The sequence below is a fragment of the Bradyrhizobium sp. UFLA05-125 genome, from assembly GCF_059803515.1.
Genome location: NZ_JBANBJ010000046.1, coordinates 14,920 through 30,849 on the forward strand (window position 1 = coordinate 14,920; position 15,930 = coordinate 30,849).

The 15,930-nt window shown below is 62.6% G+C and carries 19 protein-coding genes; 10 read left to right on the top strand and 9 right to left on the bottom strand.

Features of this window, described 5'->3' with window-relative positions; all coding sequences use genetic code 11:
• Window positions 1-30: 30 nt before the first annotated feature.
• Window positions 31-426: a hypothetical protein gene (locus tag SO156_RS30640; RefSeq protein ID WP_498537351.1), complete on the top strand. Its 396-nt coding sequence runs from the start codon at window positions 31-33 to the stop codon at window positions 424-426.
• A 46-nt stretch (window positions 427-472) separates the two neighbouring features.
• Here the strand turns inward: SO156_RS30640 and SO156_RS30645 are convergent, their stop codons facing one another.
• Window positions 473-859, bottom strand: a complete 387-nt coding sequence (locus tag SO156_RS30645) for a hypothetical protein (protein ID WP_498537352.1) — start codon at window positions 857-859, stop codon at window positions 473-475.
• A gap of 91 nt (window positions 860-950) precedes the next feature.
• Entirely contained in the window at window positions 951-2,249 is a 1,299-nt protein-coding gene (locus SO156_RS30650) for an alpha/beta hydrolase (RefSeq protein WP_498537353.1), read from the bottom strand.
• 348 nt (window positions 2,250-2,597) lie between these two features.
• Between SO156_RS30650 and SO156_RS30655 the strand changes: the two genes are divergently transcribed.
• Window positions 2,598-3,965, top strand: coding sequence for an APC family permease (locus tag SO156_RS30655; protein WP_498537354.1), 1,368 nt, complete (start codon window positions 2,598-2,600; stop codon window positions 3,963-3,965).
• 14 nt (window positions 3,966-3,979) lie between these two features.
• Entirely contained in the window at window positions 3,980-5,182 is a 1,203-nt protein-coding gene (locus tag SO156_RS30660; RefSeq protein ID WP_498537355.1) for a hypothetical protein, read from the top strand.
• Between the two features lie 114 nt (window positions 5,183-5,296).
• Here the strand turns inward: SO156_RS30660 and SO156_RS30665 are convergent, their stop codons facing one another.
• Entirely contained in the window at window positions 5,297-6,433 is a 1,137-nt protein-coding gene (locus SO156_RS30665) for a serine hydrolase domain-containing protein (RefSeq protein WP_498537356.1), read from the bottom strand.
• A gap of 147 nt (window positions 6,434-6,580) precedes the next feature.
• Between SO156_RS30665 and SO156_RS30670 the strand changes: the two genes are divergently transcribed.
• Together SO156_RS30670 and SO156_RS30675 are read left to right on the top strand one after the other, a co-directional pair.
• Window positions 6,581-6,892 (top strand): hypothetical protein, encoded by a 312-nt coding sequence (locus tag SO156_RS30670; RefSeq protein ID WP_498537357.1) that lies wholly within the window; start codon window positions 6,581-6,583, stop codon window positions 6,890-6,892.
• Window positions 6,885-7,523 carry an alpha/beta hydrolase family protein gene (locus SO156_RS30675; protein WP_498537358.1) on the top strand — a complete coding sequence of 213 codons (639 nt, stop codon included), beginning with the start codon at window positions 6,885-6,887 and terminating at the stop codon, window positions 7,521-7,523. The genes SO156_RS30670 and SO156_RS30675 overlap by 8 nt, the downstream gene beginning before the upstream one ends.
• Before the next feature lie 17 nt (window positions 7,524-7,540).
• Here SO156_RS30675 and SO156_RS30680 read toward each other — a convergent pair whose 3' ends face one another.
• Entirely contained in the window at window positions 7,541-7,711 is a 171-nt protein-coding gene (locus tag SO156_RS30680) for a hypothetical protein (RefSeq protein WP_458145543.1), read from the bottom strand.
• A 103-nt stretch (window positions 7,712-7,814) separates the two neighbouring features.
• Entirely contained in the window at window positions 7,815-8,153 is a 339-nt protein-coding gene (gene yidD / locus SO156_RS30685) for a membrane protein insertion efficiency factor YidD (protein ID WP_498537359.1), read from the bottom strand.
• A 227-nt stretch (window positions 8,154-8,380) separates the two neighbouring features.
• Between yidD and SO156_RS30690 the strand changes: the two genes are divergently transcribed.
• A complete protein-coding gene (locus tag SO156_RS30690; protein WP_498537360.1) occupies window positions 8,381-9,286 on the top strand; it encodes a COG3904 family protein in 906 nt (301 codons plus the stop codon).
• A 70-nt stretch (window positions 9,287-9,356) separates the two neighbouring features.
• On the opposite strand, the gene SO156_RS30695 is transcribed toward SO156_RS30690, so the two are convergent.
• Entirely contained in the window at window positions 9,357-9,812 is a 456-nt protein-coding gene (locus SO156_RS30695) for an iron-sulfur cluster assembly scaffold protein (RefSeq protein ID WP_498537361.1), read from the bottom strand.
• A gap of 258 nt (window positions 9,813-10,070) precedes the next feature.
• Here SO156_RS30695 and folE point away from each other — a divergent pair, with 258 nt between their 5' ends.
• The 4 genes from folE to SO156_RS30715 all read left to right on the top strand — a co-directional run bounded on the left by folE (window position 10,071) and on the right by SO156_RS30715 (window position 13,702).
• On the top strand, window positions 10,071-10,760 hold the full coding sequence (folE, locus tag SO156_RS30700) for a GTP cyclohydrolase I FolE (RefSeq protein WP_458145547.1): 690 nt from the start codon (window positions 10,071-10,073) through the stop codon (window positions 10,758-10,760).
• A 30-nt stretch (window positions 10,761-10,790) separates the two neighbouring features.
• Window positions 10,791-11,213, top strand: coding sequence for a phosphoribosyl-AMP cyclohydrolase (gene hisI, locus SO156_RS30705; protein ID WP_498537362.1), 423 nt, complete (start codon window positions 10,791-10,793; stop codon window positions 11,211-11,213).
• Window positions 11,214-11,365: 152 nt separating this feature from the next.
• A complete protein-coding gene (locus tag SO156_RS30710; RefSeq protein ID WP_498537363.1) occupies window positions 11,366-12,382 on the top strand; it encodes a lytic transglycosylase domain-containing protein in 1,017 nt (338 codons plus the stop codon).
• Window positions 12,383-12,526: 144 nt separating this feature from the next.
• Window positions 12,527-13,702 (top strand): DUF2336 domain-containing protein, encoded by a 1,176-nt coding sequence (locus SO156_RS30715; RefSeq protein ID WP_498537364.1) that lies wholly within the window; start codon window positions 12,527-12,529, stop codon window positions 13,700-13,702.
• A 124-nt stretch (window positions 13,703-13,826) separates the two neighbouring features.
• On the opposite strand, the gene SO156_RS30720 is transcribed toward SO156_RS30715, so the two are convergent.
• The 3 genes from SO156_RS30720 to SO156_RS30730 form a co-directional block, all read right to left on the bottom strand.
• A complete protein-coding gene (locus SO156_RS30720; RefSeq protein ID WP_458145551.1) occupies window positions 13,827-14,405 on the bottom strand; it encodes an Hpt domain-containing protein in 579 nt (192 codons plus the stop codon).
• A 30-nt stretch (window positions 14,406-14,435) separates the two neighbouring features.
• The gene (locus tag SO156_RS30725) at window positions 14,436-14,981 is read right to left on the bottom strand and encodes a response regulator (RefSeq protein WP_027525630.1); all 546 of its coding nucleotides are present in this window, start codon (window positions 14,979-14,981) and stop codon (window positions 14,436-14,438) included.
• A 101-nt stretch (window positions 14,982-15,082) separates the two neighbouring features.
• On the bottom strand, window positions 15,083-15,862 hold the full coding sequence (locus tag SO156_RS30730) for an NAD kinase (RefSeq protein WP_458145552.1): 780 nt from the start codon (window positions 15,860-15,862) through the stop codon (window positions 15,083-15,085).
• Between the last annotated feature and the right edge of the window lie 68 nt (window positions 15,863-15,930).

The following is a 15,930-nucleotide window of genomic DNA, read 5'->3' on the forward strand; positions in this document are numbered from 1 at the left end:
AAGGTTGGGGACCAACGAGAGCTGACTGACATGAGGATGATTCTGGCGCTTGTCGCGGTGCTGTATTCGGCCGCCGCTTTTGCGCAAACCGACACGCCGATGGTTGGCGACAAGCCGCTGGTGCAGGTCAAGCCCAAGGGGGCCAGCAAGGGTACCAAGGAGGCGGCGGCCAAGGGCAAATCCGAGGCGGCCGCGCCCAAGGGCAAGCCGCAGTCCACCGCGGTCAGGCTGCAGGCCTGTCTCGACCTCGACGACGGCACCAAAGACCGGCTCAACTGCTACGACGGAGTGATCCCGCCGCAGCCGAAGCCGAAGCCCACAAAGGCCAAGGGCGTTGCCGACTGCCGCTTCCTCAAGGAAGAGGACGAGCGCCTGGCTTGTTTCAACGGCTTTGCCGAAAGCATTCCGAAGCTGCCCAAGAATTAATTGCGGACTAATTGCCGCCCGATTAGGAGTGCGTGCTGATCCGCAGCTAGTCGCTGATCCGGGTCAGCACCGCCCGGAAGGCGACACCGGGAAGCTGCAGCGCGCTGCCCTCGAACTCGGCCATCTCGCCGTCTTCTCGGCCATTGAGCGTGATCCTGTCGGTTCCGAACAGCGGGCGGAAAGTCGGATCGTCGTTGTAGCGCTCGGTCGAGATCTTGACCTTGATGCTCTCGCCCTTGCCGGTGTAGGTGCCCACGAAGGCGAAAGCGGAATTGCCGCCGCGGAGCTTGCCGTCGGTCACATAGAGGACCCCGCACCCGGTGCCGTGCACGGTGTGAAAGTTCGCCTTGTAGAGTCCCTCGCGCAACTTCAGTCCCTCACAGAATCCCCAGTCCACGTTATGGGCATCGTCAGGGGAAACAATCCCGGGCATTCCGGGAGGCTCGGGCCATCAACATCACATTTTGATCAGCAAGCGAATTGTCGACGGCAGCGCATCCGCATGGCGCTACGCGCGGAAAACGCTAGCGAGTTGAAGCCGACGAAGTGCTTGCAGCGACGCGCGTGAGAGCAAGCGACGGTGTCGCCGACATCTTGACCAGCACGTCCTTGAGCGGATTTTGCGTCCAGGCCCGCGTCACGTAGTCGCGATGCCTGATGCCGTCGGCGGTCTCGACGAACACCACGCTGCCGGGACGCAAGGGGCCGTCCATGTCCTCCGAGACGCTGATGCCCTTTTGTCGGAGCATGCTCATCAGCTCGTGGTCGCGCCGCGCGGTGTAGTGGGTGTAGGAGCTGACGAAGAAGCCGGAGCGGTGGCTCTCGATCCAGGAGGCGAACTTGTCGAGCTCGCCATAGACCGCGTCGAGCAGCACGACGCCGCGAACGCGGTCGCTGATGCCGCCGACCTCGAGGCTCCAGGCTGTCGGCAGGAAACCGCCGCTATAGCCGACGATCACGATCGGCATGTTGGCGAAGGCGCGTGCGCTGTTCGGATCGCCATAGAGGCGGGCGAGATGCTGGGTCGATTCCTCCATGAAACGCTTGAGCCCGCCGGGCTGCCAGAACTTGCCGGCGCTGGAATCGGCGGCGTCGACCGCCATCTGCGGGGCAAGCAGCACGGCGTTGGCGCCGGATTCGGAGATCTGCTGCGGCACCAATTGCCGGTCGCGGACGTCGCGCTCCAGCGTCGCGCCGTTGCCGTGGAAGAACACCACGATCACGCCGGGCTTGCGCACGTCGAAATGCTCGGGCACGTGCACGAGCACGCGGCTGTCATTGTAGGTCTCGTCCTGCCAGAACACGCGTCCCGAATAGCTGCGGTGTCCGCGGCGATCGCCCTTGGAGATGTTGAGGAAGGGCGCGTCGGAGGCAGGATTGTTGCCGAAATAGGGGAACGCGGACGATTTCATGCTGACGAGCGTGGTCAGGTCGTCGCGCTGCGGACGTTGATAGGGCACCTGCGGGTCGAGCGAGGCGACCTTGTAGGGGGCGGGCTCGGCCGATTGTACCGCGCGCTTCGGCGAGAAGTCCGACATCTGCCGCTGCAGGAAGCTTTCGCTTGCCGAGGGGAAGCGCTCCTTGAACTGCGGGGCCGGGAAGCGGTCCTCGAACGTGTCGCCGCTTGCGACTTGCGTGCTGGTCTTGGCAACGATCTGGGTATTGGTTTGGGAGTTCGCCGCCAGCATCGCCGGGTTGGGCGCTTGGCCGCATTGAACCAGTGTCAGCGAGAGCGGCACCAGGACGGAGGCGAGGCCGACCCGGCAGGCAAGTCGAAAGGCACGACGATGCAGACCGGGCGATCTCGCCCGGTCAGCACCCATTGCTGTTTCGACTCTCGGATCGACCCCGACCATCCACCCACTAACCCCAAGGCAATCGGCAATCTCTTAGCTAATTGAGCCGATTGGCGTTTAGGTGACGTTAAGCTTCCGGAGAAAACTCCCCACATCCGGAACGCTCAAAATGACCACGGAATCGTGTCGCGATTGTGGGAGGGGGAGTAGGCCTTCCGGGGCGCGGCAGCAGGTTTATTGCCCGAGAGGGTGCGAGTGTGGTGCCAAAATACCGCTTTCGCTTGCCTCATTTAGCCCTTGTTAACCCTGCTTGAATTGACTGGACCAATCTGCGCGATGCTTGGGAGAGGCGCGAGCCCTCAGCTAAGGACGGCGATGACGGCATCAGATGCGGGAAGCGCGGCGTGGACGGGCCGGCGTCTCGGAAGCGCGTCCGGCGTTTCCGTCCTCGTGGCAACCGCGATCGTCGTCGCCGATATGGTCGGCGTCGGGGTGTTCACGAGCCTCGGCTTCCAGGTCAAGGACATCCCGTCCGGTTTCTCGATCCTGCTATTATGGACGGTCGGTGGCATCGTCGCGCTGTGTGGCGTGTTCTCGTATAGCGAACTCGGGGCGATGTTCCCGCGCTCGAGCGGCGAGTACAATTTTCTCGGCCGCGCCTATCATCCCGCGTTCGGTTTTCTCGCCGGCTGGGTTTCTGCGACCGTCGGCTTCGCCGCACCGGTTGCGCTCGCGGCGATGGCGTTCGGCCAATATGCGAAATCGGTCATTCCGACGTTGCCGCCGATCCCGCTTGCCATCGGCGTGGTGTGGCTGGTGTCGATCGTCCAGCTTACAGGCGTCAAGCACTCCTCGACCTTCCAGCTCGTCTCGACGATTCTGAAAGTCATTCTGATCGTGGCTTTCCTGGTTGCGGGCTTTGCGATCGGGGTGCGACAGCCGGTATCATTCATGCTTGCGTCGGGCGACTTCGGCCACATCACCAGCGCGCCTTTCGCGATCGGGCTCGTCTTCGTGATGTACTCCTTCTCCGGCTGGAACGCGGCGACCTACATCATCGGCGAGTTGCACATGCCGCAGCAAAGCCTGCCGCGCGCGTTGCTGGCGGGCACGCTGATCGTGATGGTGCTCTATGTGGCGCTGAACGCGGTGTTTCTCTACGCAACCCCGATCGACAAGCTCGCCGGCCAACTCGAGGTCGCGAGCATTGCCGGCACCGCTATCTTCGGCGACCTCGGCGGCCGCATCGTTGGCTCCATGATCTGCGTCGGCCTGATCTCCTCCATCAGCGCGATGATGTGGATCGGTCCGCGTGTCATGATGACGATGGGCGAGGACATTCCGGCACTCCGCGTGTTCTCCCGAAGATCGGCGAGCGGCGCGCCGGCCTATGCCATTCTGTTTCAGCTCGCGGTCGCCAACCTTCTGCTCTTCACGCGCAGCTTCGAGGCGGTGCTCGACTTCATCCAGTTCGCGCTGTTGTTCTGCTCATTCTTCACCGTGCTAGGGGTGATCAAGCTGCGCTTTACGGATCCTGCCCTGCTGCGGCCCTATCGCGCCTGGGGGTACCCGGTCACGCCGGTGGTTTTCCTGCTCGTGACCGCCTTCATGATGTACTATCTGTTGACCGAGCGGCCAGTTCAGTCGCTGTCGAGCATGCTGATCATGTTCTCGGGCCTGTTGATCTACGCCATTTTCCGCAGGCGGCCGGAGGCCGCAGCAACCTCACACCATCGCGAATAGACATGTTTCGACCCATGAAAATTTCGGCCGTCGCCTTCGCCTTGTTGTTCGCGGTCGTGGCCCCCGCACGTGCGGCCGGCACTGTCACGGCCGACGACACGGCGCGCTTCCTCGCGGGCATGCAGCCATCCGCGGAGTCTCCGCTTGCGGCGCTGACCAGGGATCCGTCCTGGCAGCGCCACGCCAAGTTCTTCGACGGCGCCTTCGCCCAACTCGAGCAGCGGCAGCTTTCCAGGATCCGCGCCTGGTCGGAGGTCAATCTGGCCGCGCCCCGGCCGACCATGTTCTACATGTTCTCGGGGCCGGATTTCCTCTACGCCGACGCGTTCTATTCCAAGGCAAGCACCTACGTGCTTGGTGCGCTCGAGCCGATCGGCAACGTTCCCGACCTGACGCGCGTACCGCGCGGCGCGATCGCGCCCGCGCTCTACAATGTCGAGCGTTCGCTTGGCTCGATCCTCAGCTTCAGCTTCTTCATCACCAAGCACATGAAGGTCGACCTGCACGCCAACGAGGTCAACGGCACCTTGCCGATCCTCTATGTCATCCTGGCGCGCTCGGGAAAGACCATCCGCAACGTCGAGATGGTCTCGATCGATGACAAGGGCGGCCTGCATGCGGCAGGGGATAACGCAGGTCCGAACGCTACCCACGGCGTGCGCATCACCTTTGTCGGCAGTGATGGCGAGGCGCGGACGCTGTACTACTTCTCGACCGATCTTTCCAATTCCGGCGCGCGCGCGGCCGGCTTCCTGAAGTTCTGCGAGACGCTCGGACCCGGCAACAGCCTGCTCAAGAGCGCGTCGTATCTCTTGCATGCCGGTAACTTCACGGTCGTGCGCGACTGGCTGCTCGCCAACAGCGCCACCATCATCCAGGATGATTCCGGCATTCCGCTTGCGAACTACAATGCGCGGCAATGGCGGTTCTTCCCGTTCGGGCGCTATCTCGGGCCGATTGCGGAATTTCCCGGCCGGTATCAGGAACGCTATGCCGAGCTCTTCTCGCGGGCCCAGCCGATCGATTTCGGCATCGGCTATCGCTGGCGCATGAATGAGTCGAACCTGCTGCTGTCGGTGAAGGTGCCGGGAAGCGAGATAGTGCCGGTCGAAACCACCTCGTCGGCCGAACCACCGCCAAAGCCGGTCCGTCCCAAGCGGCCGCGTCCGCCCGAGCCGATCCCGCCGCCGCCCGGACGCTTCTTCTGGTTTCGCTAGGGCGCAACCATAAACGTCGGTTTTGCGATGGCGAAGCGGCAGCCCCTCGGCGCGAACCTAACCGGCGGGTTGTGACTCGAAGGCGACATGGCTGTGCTCTGCGACACGGTCTCCTCAATGCCTCAAAGTCGCTGGCAAAACGTATTTGTCGAGTAGCTCAATTTCGGGCGCGATCATCCGGACGGACTCAAGGGAAGCATTGAATACAACAATCATGTCGAGCTCAGGGATAATGACAATCTTTTGCGCATTGAACCCCATCGCCGCCGTCCACTCAACAACGCGGCCCTCGATCAGCGATCGACCTAGCCACCACTGAAAACCATATGACAAACGCTTTTGGGCCTTGATCTGCTCCGCCGTCGATTGAGCAATCCAAGACGCAGGAACGATCTGCTTCCCCTCCCAAGCTCCGCGGTTCAGAACGAGTTGGCCGATTTTCGCCCAGTCGCGCGGGCGCAGGCTGAGCCCTGTGCTGGACGTCGGAACGCCGTTCCCGAGGCGCCCATGCCAGTCGACGTCGTTGATGCCGAGAGGCACGAAGATATTCTCACGTGCCAGAACATCGACGGTTTTCCCGGAAACCTTGTGCAGGACCGCGCCGATGAGTTCTGTTTCTGCACCGTTGTATTCGAAGGAAATGCCGGGGTCTCGCGCGAGGTTCTGTTCGAGCGCGTGCCGGTAGGGATCGTGATCGTGGCGCAATATCGGATGCGCGACGGACGAGCTTAGTCCGGCCGACATTGTCAGAAGGTTACGTAGCGTGATGCGATCCTTTCCCGGCGTACGAAGATTCGCATACTCGGGGAAATATGAAAAGATTGGAGCGTCCAAGTCCTTGATCAGGCCGCGATCCATTGCAATTCCAACCAAAAGCGATACCACGCTCTTGGTCATCGAATTGCCGACATGCTTGATGGTCGCGTCGAAGGAGGGATGGTTCGGGTAGTCAAAGTAACGTTCGTAAACGAGCACGCCATGGCGCACGACGACAATCGAGTCGACGTTGGAGAGCTTGCGATCAATCACCCCTTTTTCCATCGCGCAAAGCAGGGCAGCGTCAAACCCCTGTTGCTCCGGCGAACTGATGCGCCATCCGTCGTGGGTATCCGATGGCCTGCCACAGTCGGGGGTTGGTTCGGCTCCAATTGCGAATTCGACCGTGAAGAAAAATAGGGACAAGATAGTCGAGATGACAACTAAGCGGATCGCCGCTGCGCGCATTGCATTCCCCGGACCGTCGCCGACCATGTCTCTACCTACGACGTTTCACTCAAATATAGCAAGAGCCTGAAGATTCACGGCACGGTTGAATCTTCACGCGCCATCTGTCACTCAAGTCCTTCTCGGTGAATGGAGTGGATGTTGAGAACAGCTGCGGGTGCAACACTAGCTTTCATGCTTGCCATCGCCATCTCGGCAATAGCTTCGGGCGCAGTTTTGGCTCAATCTGTACCTGACGCCGAGATGTTCGATCAGGTCGGGGTCATTAACGGGATCCAAATCACGCTTTCGGCCTGCGAAGAGATGGAGCGGCGCCAAACTGCTGTCTGGGTTCGCGTTGATGGTCGGGGCTACTGCTTGAGATACTATGCCGCCGGCCTCACTCCCCATGGGCCGAACCTTCTTGTCGCCGCCTGGATGTCCGGCGACGTCATGGGAGGCCCGAAAGGAGTCGCTCATCAGCAAGGGCTGGGCCTCGATGATTGAACAGTCCACCACATTGTCCAATCGATACGCCGTGCCTTATATTTTTCTCGCGCGACCCGGCACCTACGGCAGTGCCGGCAAACATTATGATATCAGGCACACGCCTCTGGAAGCGAAACTCGTCGAGGCTCAGATCGATGCCTTGAAGGCTCGTTACCACATTGATCGATGGGTGCTTGGTGGACACAGTGGCGGCGGAACGCTGGCCGCCGAATTTCTCGCTCGGCGCAACGATATCCAATGTGCGGTGCTTTCCTCTTCTGCGGCCGCCTATCGCGCCAGGCTTGAGAAGAGAGGGTTTGTTCACCGGCTCAAGACCGAAGTATTTTTCGATCCCTACGACTCGATAGACAAAATACCGGATCAGCCTGGGCGGCGAATATTCCTGATTGCTGACCCGCGTGATACCAATATTCCGTTCTCGACGCAGGAGCTCTATTTCAATGCGTTGAAGAAACGGGGCCTCGATGTCTGGTTGGTGCCGTTGCAGAAAGCTCCCAAGCCCAAATATCATAGCCTCGTTGACTTCGGAGAAACCGCGACTGGGATGTGCGCGAGTGGCGCGACGACCGATTCCATTCTCAAAAAACTCAACGACATGCCTCAGCAGTCAGATCGTATATCAAACTGATCAGTTCTGAGCCCGGACTACCAGTGCACGCTCTGGCTTGGAACGATGAAGGCCGTCGTGCTTGGCGGAGTTGTGATGCTTGTTGCCAGGTACCAGCCGGAGCCGAGGACGAGGGTGAGCAGCGCGACGATGGCGAGCAGGTCGATGGTCCTGCTGTCGTGACCATGGGGGCTGATTTTCCAGCGCATTGTTGTTTCCTCCCGATGGGAGCATCACAACAACGCGATCTTGGTATCCGCCGTTCCCTGCAAGTCAGAGCTGCACGGCACGCTTGGAAGCGGTGCAATGAAATCAGGGTGCGTTGACGCCGCGCCAGCGTCCATAGCGCCAGGGCAGATACCAGCGCGCGCCTTGCGGGGCCGTCAGCGGCACGTTGTCGATGCCTGACGTCCCGAATGGGTGGCAGCGCAACAGCCGTGCAAGCGTCATCCAGCCACCAGCCCAGAGTCCGAAACGCTCGATCGCCTCATCGCCATAGACCGAGCAGGTCGGCAAGTGGCGGCAATTGTAGCCGACCAGCGGGGAAAGCGTGTGCCGGTACAGCCAGATGAGCCCGCGTCCGACAATGCGCGGCAACCGCAGTAGCGATGCGACGATGGTGCGATCTGGTTCTGACGCTGATTGCTTCATGTGCGCCTTGCTGCGAAGCTGTGCGAGGTGTTGCGCGGTTCCAGCGCAGGGAACAGCAAGTCGTTGCCCCGCCGCCATATTTTGCATGTTTTTAGGGGGCAGTGCAGCAAGTAGCTATGGACGATCTGTATTCCCCCGGATACATTTTTGTGACGCCTGTGTCATACAGAGTCGAACGTTGCCTGGGGCTTGCCTGATCGCTTTTGAGGCTTGGGGAAGGAACCACGTTGAGACTTCTGAAGTCGCTTGATCTTCGCGGCTGGTTGCTTGTGGGAACCGCTGCATGTTGCGTTGCGCTAACGGGCGCGATCGCGACCTTCAGCTCTTCCGCACATGCGGGCGGTACGCTTGAAGAGCGCAAGTTGCCGATGAAATTCAATTGGGTCGCATGCGACCCGAACTGCCGCGGCTGGGTCAGCGCCGTCGGCATCATCACGGCCGATACGCCGAAAGATTTTGAGGATTTTGCCCGCGGGCGCCAGCTTGGCGGGGCGACCGTGGTGCTCGACTCCAGCGGTGGTTCCGTTAACGACGCGATCACGCTCGGGCGACGCTTCCGTAACCTCGGCCTTCTGACAACCGTCGGCATCAGCGTGCAGAATCGCAGCGGGCAGGGCGGGGCGCGTCCGGCCGTCGCACCTGAGGCGTATTGTGAGTCCATGTGCGTGTTCCTACTGCTGGCAGGCAAGACGCGCTACGTGCCGGAAGCAGCCCATGTCCGGGTGCATCAGATCTGGATGGGCGATCGCGCCGACGACGCGCGGGCTGCAAGCTACAGCGCGCAGGACCTGATGATCGTCGAGCGCGACATCGGTCGGATCGCCAAGTACACCTTCGATATGGGCGGCGCCGGTGACTTGCTGTCGCTCGCGCTGAGTGTGCCGCCCTGGGAAGACCTGCACGAATTGGACCCGGCCGAGCTCAAGCTCACCAATGTGGTGACGACGGACGCCGCTTCCGACGTGCTGCCGCACGTCGATGTCTCGGCCCCTGCGATGGCCGACGCTGCGCCGAAGGTGCAGGACCGCTTTGCAACGGAACCGGAGCAGTCGGTCAAGTCGACCAAGACGGCGGAAGCGCTGGTGGCGACCGGCGGCGGTGCGTCGGCGCCTGGCCCGGCGGTGCAGAAGTAAAGTCCGACAATCGGTCTGGCTATTCCGGGTCCCGCGCTCGGGCCGCCCGCGGAATGACGCGCGCAGGGACCTAGTCCTGCGCCGTAGCCGGCTGTTTCGTCTTCGCTTCGATCTGGCCGATGGCGTCGACCACGGCGTCGAAGGTCAGCAGTGTCGACGCATGACGCGCCTTGTAGTCGCGGACCGGCTCAAGGAACTTGATTTCGTCCCATTTTCCGTCCGGCGGGGCGCCGTTCTCCTTCAGCATCTTGCGAACGGTTTCGCGTAACTCACGGAGTTCGCTCGCAGTCGAGCCGATCACGTGACTTGCCATGATGGACGAAGAAGCCTGTCCGAGCGCGCAAGCCTTCACGTCGTGGGCGAAGTCGGTGACGGTGTCGCCACTCATCTTGAGATCGACCTTCACGGTCGAGCCACACAGCTTGGAATGGGCGGTGGCGCTGGCGTCGGGATCGGAGAGTCGGCCCAGACGGGGGATATTCCCGGCCAGTTCGATGATCCGCTTGTTATAGATGTCGTTCAGCATGTGATGGGGTCCGAGACCTTCCGGGCGGCTTCCGGCGGGATCGGCCTTGGCGGCCGCCGTCCTCGGTCTTATATAAGGTTGGAACTGGCGGAAAAACAGCCCGGTAGCCTTGTCGGCGGTGGTCGAACACATCGCATCCGACGTCGAGGCGGGGGCGGTTGATCGCCCAAATTGGTTGTTCTCTCTCAGGCGTCCGGCGGCTCGACCGCCCCGTCTGCCGGTGACACTCCGGCCGCAAGGCCGTCGAACGGAGTTGACATGGACGCTTTGATCAAACCCATCCGCCCCAACAAGCCTTCCGACAAGCAGGTCGATCGCCCCGCTGAGCTTGATCCTGCTGAATTTCTTGCGGCCGCCGTCCGTGCGGACCAACCGCGCCCGGCACGCGCCGAGGCCGAGCAGGCGGTGAAGACGCTGCTCGCCTATATCGGGGAGAATACCGATCGCGAGGGCCTGCTCGACACGCCGCGTCGCGTGGTCGAGGCCTTCGACGAACTCTATCAGGGCTACCACCAGTGCCCGGCCGAGGTGCTGGACCGCACCTTTGGCGAGACCGCCGGGTATGATGACTTCGTGCTGGTGCGTGACATCGAGTTCACCTCGCAGTGCGAGCACCACATGATGCCGTTCTACGGCAAGGCACACATCGCCTATACGCCCGTCGAGCGCGTCGTTGGCCTCTCCAAGCTCGCGCGGCTGACCGACATTTTCGCCCGCAGGCTACAGACCCAGGAGCATCTGACGGCGCAGATCGCGGCCGCGATCGACGAGATACTGAAGCCTCGCGGCGTTGCGGTGCTGGTCGAGGCCGAGCATACCTGCATGTCGGTGCGCGGTGTCGCCAAGCATGGGGCGATGACGTTCACCAGCCGTTTCACCGGCATGTTCCGCGACAATCCGGCGGAGCAGGCCCGCTTCCTGTCTCTGGTGCGAGGCTCACCGCGCTGACCCTCGCCGACGATTGAGCCGAGGGTTTTCGTGTCCACTCATTCCCATGACGTCGAGGAAGGGCTGAGCTTCCAGCCCAAGTTCGACGCGGCCGGCCTCGTCACCTGCGTGGCCACGGATGTCGCGACCGGCGACGTATTGATGGTCGCCCACATGAATGACGAGGCGCTTCGCAAGACCATCGCGACGGGTGAAGCCTGGTACTTCAGTCGCTCCCGCAATGCGTTATGGCGAAAGGGTGAGACGTCAGGTCAAACCCAGCGTGTCGTCGAGATGCGCACCGATTGCGATCAGGACGCGGTCTGGATCCGAGTCGAGCAGGTCGGCGCAGCCTGCCACACCGGCCGCAGGTCGTGCTTCTATCGCAAGGTGGAGCCCGACGGTGGAAGCGCGAAGCTCGTCTTCGTCGAGGCTGAGCGGCTGTTCGATCCCGACGCGGTCTATAAGAAGTAGCCTCCGTCATTCCGGGACGGCCCGAAGAGCCGAACCCGGGAGGACCGAGGATGCGAAATTAACCCGGCATTAACCATACCTGTCCCACCGTGAGACGACATGGTGCCGAATTGCCGGCGTCATCAACGCCGCGCGGAGCGGGGCTGCCCAATATGTCGGTCGACAATTCTAGTGCCACGACGACGGCGGGGATCGATCCGTCGCGGGCGCGCGTGACCGGCGCGATCAAGCAGGCCTCCAATCTCACCGGCGTCAGCTTCGAATACATGCTGACCACAGCCAAGATGGAATCGGATTTCAATCCGGCCGCGGGTGCGACGACCTCGTCTGCGCACGGGCTCTATCAGTTCATCGACCAGACCTGGCTCGGCACGGTGAAGGAGGCGGGCACCCAGCTCGGCTACGGCAGCTATGCCGATGCCATCACCAAGACCTCTTCCGGCAGCTACACGGTCACCGACCCGACGATGCGGAGCTCCATCATGAAGCTGCGCGACGACCCCGATGCTGCATCGAGCATGGCCGCAGTGCTGACGCAGTCGAACAGCTTCAAGCTGACGGGCCTGCTCGGTCGCCGTCCGAGCGATAGCGAGCTCTATATGGCGCATTTCATGGGCGTCGGCGGCGCGGCAAAGCTGATCGCCAACGCCGCGGACAATCCGCAAGCCGTCGGCGCGCGGCTGTTCCCTAATGCCGCCGCGACCAACCGTTCGATCTTCTATGCCAAGGACGGTCGGGCGCGCAGCGTCTCGGAAGTCTATTCGGTGCTGGATGCGCGCTACGTCAGCGCCGCGAATTCGAAATCGACGCGGAGTGCGATCGCCATGTACGGCGACACGCCGTCGACGACCCAGGTCGCGAGCGCCAACGGCGTGCAGCCCACGTCGCTGATCAACAGCGCCGCCTATCTTCAGACCTTCCCGGACACGCGCGTGGCGACGCCGGCCAGCGCGACCTCGGCGACGACGGTGTCGGACAATTCGCCGATCACGCCGGTGTTTCGCTCGATCTATCAGCCCGGCGACAGCACGCAGCCAGTTTCGGCCACTGTGCAGAAATTGTGGGGCAATAACGCCTCGCAGAGCTCGGTTACGAACTCGACGCCCGACGTTCGCGCGCCGCAGCCGCTCGACCTCTTTAGCGATCGCAGCGGTACCTTCTCGAGCTGAGTGCGCTGCAAAATCTGCAGCCCTTAACAAAACGTCAATAAAACCAGCCGGTTATGGTGAACGCTTTGTTAAGCGTCGTGGTTTATTTTGTCTTGCGGGTGACGGGTGTCACCGTTTGGTTTGGTTGCGTAGGCCGGAAGCACAATGATCGTTCGGCAGTTTATCAATTGGATCAGGACCGCGTCCGCCGGTGAGCGGGCAGAGGCAACACGGGCGTTGGCCCGTGCCTGGTTGATTTCAGACCTTTCTCACGACGATCGCGTCGCCGCCGAAGGCGCGCTGTTGATGCTGCTCGACGATCCGTCGCCGCTGGTACGCCAGGCCATGGCGGAGGCCTTCGCGCGCTCGACGGAGGCGCCGGCGGCAATCGTCCAGGCGCTGTCGACCGACCAGCCGTCGGTCGCGCTTCCCGTGCTCGAACATTCACCGCTCCTGATCGACGCCGATCTCGTCGACATCGTCGCGACCGGCAATTGCGAGGTGCAATGCGCCGTCGCTCGCCGCATCGCGCTGCCAGCATCGGTCTGCGCCGCGATCGCCGAAGTCGGCTGTGCGGCGGCAGCGCTCGAGCTGATCGAAAATCCCTACGCCGAGCTCGCGTCCTTCTCCTGGGACCGTATCGTCGAGCGTCACGGCCATCTTGCCGCGATCCGCGAGGCGTTGCTGGTGCTCGAAGATCTGCCGGCCGCCACGCGCGCCGCGCTGGTCGCAAAGCTCTCCGCGACGCTGGCGCAGTTCGTGATTGCCCGCAACTGGCTAAGTGCCGATCGCGCCGAGCGCATCGCGACCGAGGCCCGCGACCGCTCCACCGTCAACATCGCGGCGCGCTCGTGCGGCGAGGACATGCAAGGCCTTGTGTGTCACCTGCGCGCGACCGGCCAGCTCACCGCAGGTCTGATCCTGCGCGCGCTGTTGTCGGGCAATCTCGAACTGTTCAATGCGGCGCTCGCGGAATTGTCGGAGATGCCGCCGGCGCGCGTCGCGGCGCTGCTGCACGATCGCGGCGGAGCCAGCCTGCATGCGCTACTGCGCCGCGCGGGCTTTCCGGAATCGACCTTCGCGGCGTTCCAGGTCGCGCTCGAGGCCTGCCACGAGAACGGCTTTGTCGACACCCAGGATGGCGCTGCGCGACTGCGCAGGCGCATGGTCGAGCGCGTGCTCACCCATTGCGAGACCGATCGCGGCGCGGCCGAGCCGCTGCTCATCCTGCTGCGCCGCTTCGCGACGGAATCTGCGCGCGAGGAAGCGCGCCTGTTCTGCGACGAGCTGGTCGCGGAGGAGGCGATCGCGCCGGTCTATGATGATCTGATCGCGGCGTAGCGAAGATGCGGTAGGGTGGGCAAAGCGGAGCCTGCCCACTGCTTCTGTTGATGACGCGGCAAGATGGTGGGCACGGCGCAAGGGCGCCTTTGCCCACCCTACGGCACCCTTCAACGCGGCAACGTTAATCCCCTGGCACGATGCTCGGCGCCAGAATCGCTTCGAGATGCTCGGGACGATCACGGTTGACGTGGGCGAGATAGTCGTCGGCGACCCTGCGCAGGCGGCGGCTAAGCTCGCTGCCGACGGAGATGCTGTCGAGCTTGGTGTTCCCGTGCACGATGGCCTGGATGGCGTTGATGTGGTGCGAGAAGAGCTCGCTCGGCACCTTGGCAAGGTCCGGCGCATGCTCGATGACGCGGCACAGGCTTTCGGCGATGACTGCGGCGGACGGATAGCCGAACGTCGCCGCATCGCCCTTGATGTCATGGGCTGCACGAAACAGCTCGTCGCGCGCCTCCTTGGTGAAGCCGTCCTTCTGCACGGCCGCGTAGGCCGCAGCCAGCCGTCCGGCTTCGATCGCCATCCAGTCCTTGAATTCCCCGGAGAGTCCGGCGAGCGCCTGCTCGGCGCGACCGACCGGATCATCCATGTCCTTCTCTTCGACCCGGCGCAGCACCTTGCGCAGCGGATTGGGCTGCGTGATCACGTGGTGGGTGGCGAAGGCCTTGACCTCGATGTCTCTGGGGCTGTTCTTGGCCATGATGCCTGCCTCGATGGTTGAGGGCGCTCGCTAGATGGAGGACCGCGCTTTGTCGAGCAACGAGGGTTGCTGCAGCACTTCGTGCTTTTCGCCGACGCGGCGCTCGGGGCCCATATAGGCGGAGCTGGTGTTGCGACGGCGATCGGGCCCGAAATAGGTCTTGGTCTTGATGAAGGGCCGGGGATTGGCGACGACGTTCAGGATGCGCTGGTAGAGACCCTTGGCCGAGATCGGCTTGGCCAGGAATTCGGTGACGCCGGCATCGCGCGCCACCGTGACTCGGCGTTTTTCGGAGTGACCTGTCAGCATGATGATCGGCGCGTAGGGATTACCCTTGGATTCCGGCTGCCGGATCATCTGCGCCAGCTCGAGCCCATCGAAGATCGGCATCGCCCAGTCTGTGATGACGATGTCGGGCACGTAGTGGCTGTACATTTCGAGCGCCGTGGCGCCGTCTTCGGCTTCATAAACCTCGCGCGCGCCGAAGGAGTGCAAAAGCGTCCGCAGGATGCGGCGCATGTGCGGATTGTCGTCGCAGACGAGGAAGCGCAGCTTGTTGAAATCGATGCGGAACATGACGCCCAGGCCGAAGCGGTCAAACTTCGTTAACCATATCGCGTACGAGGTTAACGAAGCGTTGCCTCCCGCGGCCCGGCGGGCAGGTCCGGATACAGCTCCTAGTAGCCGAACTGCTCGCGCAGAATTCGTTCTTCGAGGCTGTGGCCGGGGTCGAACAGCATCCGCATCGAGATGGTCTTGTCCGACAGCACCTCGACGCGGCGGACGTCGCGTACTTCGTCATGGTCGGCGACCGCGGCGACCGGGCGCTTCTCGCAATCGAGCACCTCGAACACGACATAGGCCGTGTTGGGCAGGAGGGCGCCGCGCCAACGGCGCGGGCGGAAGGGACTGATCGGCGTGAGGGCGAGCAGGGCGGCGTTGATTGGCAGGATGGGCCCCTGGGCGGAGAGATTGTACGCGGTCGAGCCAGCCGGCGTCGCCACCATGATGCCGTCGGCCATCAGCTCGGACATGCGCTCATGCTCGTCGACCAGGATCTTCAGCCGCGCCACCTGATAGGTCTGACGAAACAGGGCGACCTCGTTGATCGCGTGATGAATGTGCACCTCGCCCTGCACGTCGGTTGCGCGCATCAGCAGCGGATGGATCACGGACACATGTGCAGCCTCGAGCCGAACGCGCAGGTCGACCGTCGAGAATTCGTTCATCAGGAAGCCGACCGTGCCGCGGTGCATGCCGTAGATTGGCTTTCCCGTGCGCATGTTCTGGTGCAGCGTCTGCAGCATGAGGCCGTCGCCGCCGAGCGCCACGACGACATCGGCTTCATCGGGTTTGCAATTGCCGTACAGCCCCGTCAGCTGCGCATAGGCTTCCTGGGCCTCGGTGCCCGCGCTGGCGACGAAGGCGATCCGATCATATCGCTTGGGCTTTGTCATGAAATCGCGGGGCTCGAAAGGGTCAGGCCGGCTCGAAAAGGTGTGCCGAGGTCGTCTATACGACCTCG

Excerpts from the sequence above, each read along its gene's own strand:
- SO156_RS30640 (WP_498537351.1), top strand. The coding sequence starts at position 31 with ATGAGGATGATTCTGGCGCTTGTCGCGGTGCTGTATTCGGCCGCCGCT.
- SO156_RS30645 (WP_498537352.1), bottom strand. The coding sequence starts at position 859 with ATGCCCGGGATTGTTTCCCCTGACGATGCCCATAACGTGGACTGGGGA.
- SO156_RS30650 (WP_498537353.1), bottom strand. The coding sequence starts at position 2,249 with ATGGGTGCTGACCGGGCGAGATCGCCCGGTCTGCATCGTCGTGCCTTT.
- SO156_RS30655 (WP_498537354.1), top strand. The coding sequence starts at position 2,598 with ATGACGGCATCAGATGCGGGAAGCGCGGCGTGGACGGGCCGGCGTCTC.
- SO156_RS30660 (WP_498537355.1), top strand. The coding sequence starts at position 3,980 with ATGAAAATTTCGGCCGTCGCCTTCGCCTTGTTGTTCGCGGTCGTGGCC.
- SO156_RS30665 (WP_498537356.1), bottom strand. The coding sequence starts at position 6,433 with ATGGTCGGCGACGGTCCGGGGAATGCAATGCGCGCAGCGGCGATCCGC.
- SO156_RS30670 (WP_498537357.1), top strand. The coding sequence starts at position 6,581 with ATGCTTGCCATCGCCATCTCGGCAATAGCTTCGGGCGCAGTTTTGGCT.
- SO156_RS30675 (WP_498537358.1), top strand. The coding sequence starts at position 6,885 with ATGATTGAACAGTCCACCACATTGTCCAATCGATACGCCGTGCCTTAT.
- SO156_RS30680 (WP_458145543.1), bottom strand. The coding sequence starts at position 7,711 with ATGCGCTGGAAAATCAGCCCCCATGGTCACGACAGCAGGACCATCGAC.
- yidD (WP_498537359.1), bottom strand. The coding sequence starts at position 8,153 with ATGAAGCAATCAGCGTCAGAACCAGATCGCACCATCGTCGCATCGCTA.
- SO156_RS30695 (WP_498537361.1), bottom strand. The coding sequence starts at position 9,812 with ATGCTGAACGACATCTATAACAAGCGGATCATCGAACTGGCCGGGAAT.
- folE (WP_458145547.1), top strand. The coding sequence starts at position 10,071 with ATGGACGCTTTGATCAAACCCATCCGCCCCAACAAGCCTTCCGACAAG.
- SO156_RS30710 (WP_498537363.1), top strand. The coding sequence starts at position 11,366 with ATGTCGGTCGACAATTCTAGTGCCACGACGACGGCGGGGATCGATCCG.
- SO156_RS30715 (WP_498537364.1), top strand. The coding sequence starts at position 12,527 with ATGATCGTTCGGCAGTTTATCAATTGGATCAGGACCGCGTCCGCCGGT.
- SO156_RS30720 (WP_458145551.1), bottom strand. The coding sequence starts at position 14,405 with ATGGCCAAGAACAGCCCCAGAGACATCGAGGTCAAGGCCTTCGCCACC.
- SO156_RS30725 (WP_027525630.1), bottom strand. The coding sequence starts at position 14,981 with ATGTTCCGCATCGATTTCAACAAGCTGCGCTTCCTCGTCTGCGACGAC.
- SO156_RS30730 (WP_458145552.1), bottom strand. The coding sequence starts at position 15,862 with ATGACAAAGCCCAAGCGATATGATCGGATCGCCTTCGTCGCCAGCGCG.